Below are 4,255 nucleotides of genomic sequence, written 5' to 3' on the forward strand. Positions count from 1 at the left end.
ACCCAGTGCCAGATGCGCGTGCCGGTGCCTATGCTGGCGCCTTCATCGATTATGGCGGTCGGGTGCGCCTGAAATTCAGCCATTAGAAATCACTCAGATACGTTTTCCGCCACGGAAGGACACGGAATGCACGGAAGGGCTCTTTTCATAAGACGAATCTTTTGATGACAGCTTTAGGGTGCGAGAAATTCACCAGCGACCCTACCTTTAGGCGAGTTGCCTTCAGGTAGTTGAGCACTTGGGCTTCGTGTTCCGGCAGGATCTGCCTTACCGACTTGAGCTCCAGGAGAACCCCACCTTCTACCAGTAGATCCGCGCTGTATTGACCGACAACCCTGCCCTTGTAGTAAACCGATAAGGAACTTGAGACTCGGCGGCAATACGTTGCCTGTGCATCTCATTGAGCAGCGCATTTTCGTAAACCTTCTCGAGGAAACCTCCCCCAAGATGGCGCGCCACCTCATATACACAGCCGCGGATCCGATAGGTCAGGTCCTCTTCCAGCAGACCATCCATAGTCGAACTCCAAAGACTTTTGCCACGGAAGGACACGGAATGCACGGAAAATAACTATATAAATCCATTTCCGTGTCTTTCCGTGTGCGTCCGTGGCTAATACTCCAGCGGGAGGGCGATCTGTCGGCCGTCCCGGGCGGAGAGGTAACTGGCAATGAGCACTTCCATGGATTTGAGGCCTTCCCGGCCGTCGGTCTCCGGCTCGGCTTCGCCTTTAAGAGTCCGGATGACGTTGTCGTAATACAGCGGATGCCCGTAACCGTAAACGGAAGTGGTCTCATAGTTCGCTTCGGCGACCTGCTCGTCGTCCGGGTGAGGCTCGGCGAACTCCCAATGCTGGATATCGTTTACGGCAACCCCCCCTACCCGCACGGTGCCTTTCTCACCAAGGATGGTGATGGAGCCTTCGAAATTGTTGGGGTGGGTAAGCATGGTGACGTTCATGGAACCCAGGGCACCGCTGCGCCAGCGGATGTTCATGACCGCCGTGTCTTCTACCTCGATGTTCCGCTCCAGGGTGGCCGTATAGGCCTGGATGCTTTCGACCGGGCCGATGAGCCAGTCAATAAGATCCACATAGTGGCTGGCCTGGTTCATCAGCGCACCACCGTCGAATTCCCAGGTGCCGCGCCAACGCGCACTGTCGTAATAAGTCTGGGGGCGCGTCCAGAAGACATTGAGATTGACCATATAGATACGGCCGAAGCGTTTTTGCTCGACGGCACGCTTGAGCAGCTGCAGGGTGGCGTTGCGACGGTTCTGCTTGACAACGAATAAATAACAGCCCGCCTCGTCGCAGGCTCGGACCATGCGCTTGGCATCCGCCCAGCGGGTGGCCATGGGTTTTTCGGTGATGACATGAAGGCCGGTCCGCGCGGCAGCGACTGTCTGATCCGAATGCAAGCCGCTCGGAGTACATAGGCACACGGCGTCCACCTCGCCTCCCTTAAAGAGGTCTTCCATATTCGGATAACCCGGGGCAGCCGTTTTTTCTCGCGCTATTTCCAGAGCTTGCGGGTCAGTATCGCAGACAGCTGCCAGCTCGGCCCGGTCTGCGTGCTGCTGAATGGCCTCAATGTGCTTCTGGGCAATACGTCCACAGCCGACTAAACCAAAACGAATACGCCGGTCACGAATGGCAGCAGGCTTGGCTTTTTGCATATGCTTTGGGCTCCCAGTGGTTCGTCATCCCATGGGCGAATGACGCTTGCCGGCGCTCTTGGTGCTACGTACACGTATGATTACCTGACTTTCTTTGGCAATGGCCGCGTAGTCCTACAGATCCAAAACACATGCGGTTTCTCGGGCGGAAGACCTGGTAGCGCTGGCGGCTCGGATGCCGCTCGGCCTGCTCGTCCTCGTGCGGCTTGCAGTGAACGGCATACCAACGCCGCATGATCGTTACACTTCCTGTTTGCCTTTGTCATGGAATTGAGTCTGGCCGATCTCGGTTCGCAGCGCCGCGATCTCCTCCAGCAGCGCTTGGCGCTCCTGCTCCTTGCGCCTTAGAAAGCGCAGCGCGAGCTTGGCCTTCTCGGTTAAACCCTGCGGCGTCAGCTTGTAGAGGTAGGCGCGCTTGTTGCGGCTGTTGCGAAAGTTCGCCGCCTTGACAAAGCCCCGTTCCATCAGCGCCTGCACGCAGTAGTTGACCCGCCCGAGGCTGATGCCGAGCGCACCGGCGAGCTCGCGTTGGGTCATGTCCGGTTTTTGCTCCAGGTAGCGCAGCACCTGGAAGCATAGATCCTCGGGGCGCATGGCTCCCTCTTCTAAAGTAGCTGTTGCCCGTCTCGGCGTCTCTGGCGGGAGCGCAAAGGGTTATCTGCGTTCAACGAATGAACGAAGGTAATTTACACCACAATTCCGGGCCGAAGACAAGGGGGCTTGGGCGGCAACAAGACGGATGGGAGCAGCAGGTCGATGGCGGTTCGTCCGGCGCAATGTGCTTTGCTATCGCGCCCTACGGTTGGTGCGGTAGTTACTACACGAGATCAGGGGTTGCGAGCGCCGAGCGTTGGGCAACCGAGAAGCGGACACATAATTTCGCGAATTGCGCCCTGTTTCCCTTCAGAGAGTCGACCGTATCGCTTAACAATCAGCTCTACCTGGAGCGTAAACAGCTTCCCACACCGGATCCAGCTGGCTTTTGGCAGTGAGCCATCTACCAAATCGTTGTTCGTCAGCGGCAAGGCTCTCTCTGAGTGCAGGTACCGAGCTCACTGCCAGGGCAATGAAGTCACCGTGATCGTCTGGATGGGTCAACATGATGACGGGGCAGCGCTTCTGAGTCGTGAGATCCGTATAAGGAAAAGGGATAGCAACGATATCTCCAGGCTCACCAGTCATTCCAGATGTCATCGTCCGTGTTAGCCCAAAGGCGTTCCATTACCGGTTCCTGAGCACCAATCAGCGCGTCAGTGTCCTTGCGATCAAGGCCATACTTATGCTCGAGATAGCCGATGAAATCCAGCACTTCTCGATTCAGCGGCTCGGGGAGCCTTCGCGCCTCTTTATAGATCTGCTCAGCCAAGCTCATCGCGATACCCTCAAGCCTATGCGCATTCAGTATACCAGGTCATTTTTCCCGCTGACGGTCATGACCGATATTACATCGTGTTACAACGAGCTCGAATTCAAAGCGCGTCATAAATGGCATCGTCTGGGTTGTCCCACACCTTTTGCAAGCTCGACTCAGCGGCTGCGGCCACTGCACGCGTCAACTGTCGGTCCTGATCCCATTGCCTTAGAAAATCGATAAAATCCTCGGCTTCCGCAATACTCCGGCGGCAATGTCTCCAGCTTAGTGACCAGCTCGCGGAAACGCTTACCTTCGGTTGCCATTGTTGAATCCTCTCGTGGTATCTAGGGATGCGTCCTCATAAACGGGAGTACTATGTGTACGACTATTTGGCTAGTTGCCCTAATGTGCGCACACGTGTGGCTGCCAATACACTATACGGCACGCGCCGGCCCTTGCCGAAGCTCACAATCTCCGCCACCTTCCCCGGTGGAGCGAATGGGGGCGGTGTTCTCGGCTAGGCCATCGAGGTGAACGAAGAGATACCGGGGGAAAGACCGTTTCGATGAGCGTGGCCATGCGCCCGGCCCGGCGCCGGCCCACCTGGATAAACGGGCGGAAGGCTTCGTAGCGCTGCCGGCTCAGATGCCGCTCGGCGCGCTCACCCTCGCGCGGCTTGCAATGGACAGCATACCAGCACCGCAATACGCGTGATGGAACCTCGCCTATCCAGGGTCAGCCTCGAAGGGAGATTTCGTGCCTTTGTCCCTGTAATTCTACGATCAGGTTGCCTCGATCTTCCCCCAACTGGTCGTTGGCGTTCAACAGCTCAATTCCATATACTGTTCCATCTCCAGCGATATCAATATTGATTGCATCGCTGATTTTGAGGGTGGTGACCTCCGCAGTCTTCTCATGCAGTCGGAGGTAGGCGATATTGTACCTGGGATCATAAGTCATTTTCATCGCAAGGGCTCCATTAAAAATATTTGACGATTACTGTGATTATGAGCCAGTCGCCTCCTTCTTGAACGGCGTAGGCTTCAAGCTGCTTATTCAAATAGTGCTTCCCCTGCCAGTAGCCGTCAAAATAAAACTTACGACGAAATCCGATCCGCCCATGCTTTGCCTCAAACCGCTCGCCGCCATTTACCGCGGCGCTCATCTCGTCCATCGTGCCGCCTCGCTCCTCAAGCCGTACCCGGGCATGCGGGTGTAACCTAA

6 protein-coding genes and 1 pseudogene are annotated in these 4,255 nt (G+C 56.4%); all 7 read right to left on the bottom strand.

Going from position 1 to position 4,255, the window contains the following annotated elements:
• Positions 1-145: 145 nt before the first annotated feature.
• Positions 146-516 (bottom strand): annotated as a pseudogene (locus AC52Q4_RS08035) (GxxExxY protein).
• 96 nt (positions 517-612) lie between these two features.
• Complete coding sequence (locus AC52Q4_RS08040) at positions 613-1,677, bottom strand: Gfo/Idh/MocA family protein (RefSeq protein ID WP_495536279.1); 1,065 nt, start codon at positions 1,675-1,677, stop codon at positions 613-615.
• A 240-nt stretch (positions 1,678-1,917) separates the two neighbouring features.
• Positions 1,918-2,271, bottom strand: coding sequence for a MarR family EPS-associated transcriptional regulator (locus AC52Q4_RS08045; RefSeq protein WP_495536280.1), 354 nt, complete (start codon positions 2,269-2,271; stop codon positions 1,918-1,920).
• Between the two features lie 577 nt (positions 2,272-2,848).
• A complete protein-coding gene (locus AC52Q4_RS08050) occupies positions 2,849-3,049 on the bottom strand; it encodes a DUF2281 domain-containing protein (protein ID WP_495536281.1) in 201 nt (66 codons plus the stop codon).
• Between the two features lie 447 nt (positions 3,050-3,496).
• Entirely contained in the window at positions 3,497-3,736 is a 240-nt protein-coding gene (locus AC52Q4_RS08055; protein ID WP_495536282.1) for a transcription termination/antitermination NusG family protein, read from the bottom strand.
• Positions 3,737-3,766: 30 nt separating this feature from the next.
• Entirely contained in the window at positions 3,767-3,997 is a 231-nt protein-coding gene (locus AC52Q4_RS08060) for a DUF2283 domain-containing protein (RefSeq protein WP_495536283.1), read from the bottom strand.
• A gap of 13 nt (positions 3,998-4,010) precedes the next feature.
• A partial coding sequence (locus AC52Q4_RS08065) for a hypothetical protein (RefSeq protein ID WP_495536284.1) occupies positions 4,011-4,255 on the bottom strand: 245 nt, incomplete at its 5' end.

Source organism: Nitrococcus sp., from assembly GCF_059432795.1.

Coding starts and splice junctions, on each gene's coding strand:
- AC52Q4_RS08060 (WP_495536283.1), bottom strand. CDS start 3,997: ATGAAAATGACTTATGATCCCAGGTACAATATCGCCTACCTCCGACTG.
- AC52Q4_RS08045 (WP_495536280.1), bottom strand. CDS start 2,271: ATGCGCCCCGAGGATCTATGCTTCCAGGTGCTGCGCTACCTGGAGCAA.
- AC52Q4_RS08050 (WP_495536281.1), bottom strand. CDS start 3,049: ATGAGCTTGGCTGAGCAGATCTATAAAGAGGCGCGAAGGCTCCCCGAG.
- AC52Q4_RS08040 (WP_495536279.1), bottom strand. CDS start 1,677: ATGCAAAAAGCCAAGCCTGCTGCCATTCGTGACCGGCGTATTCGTTTT.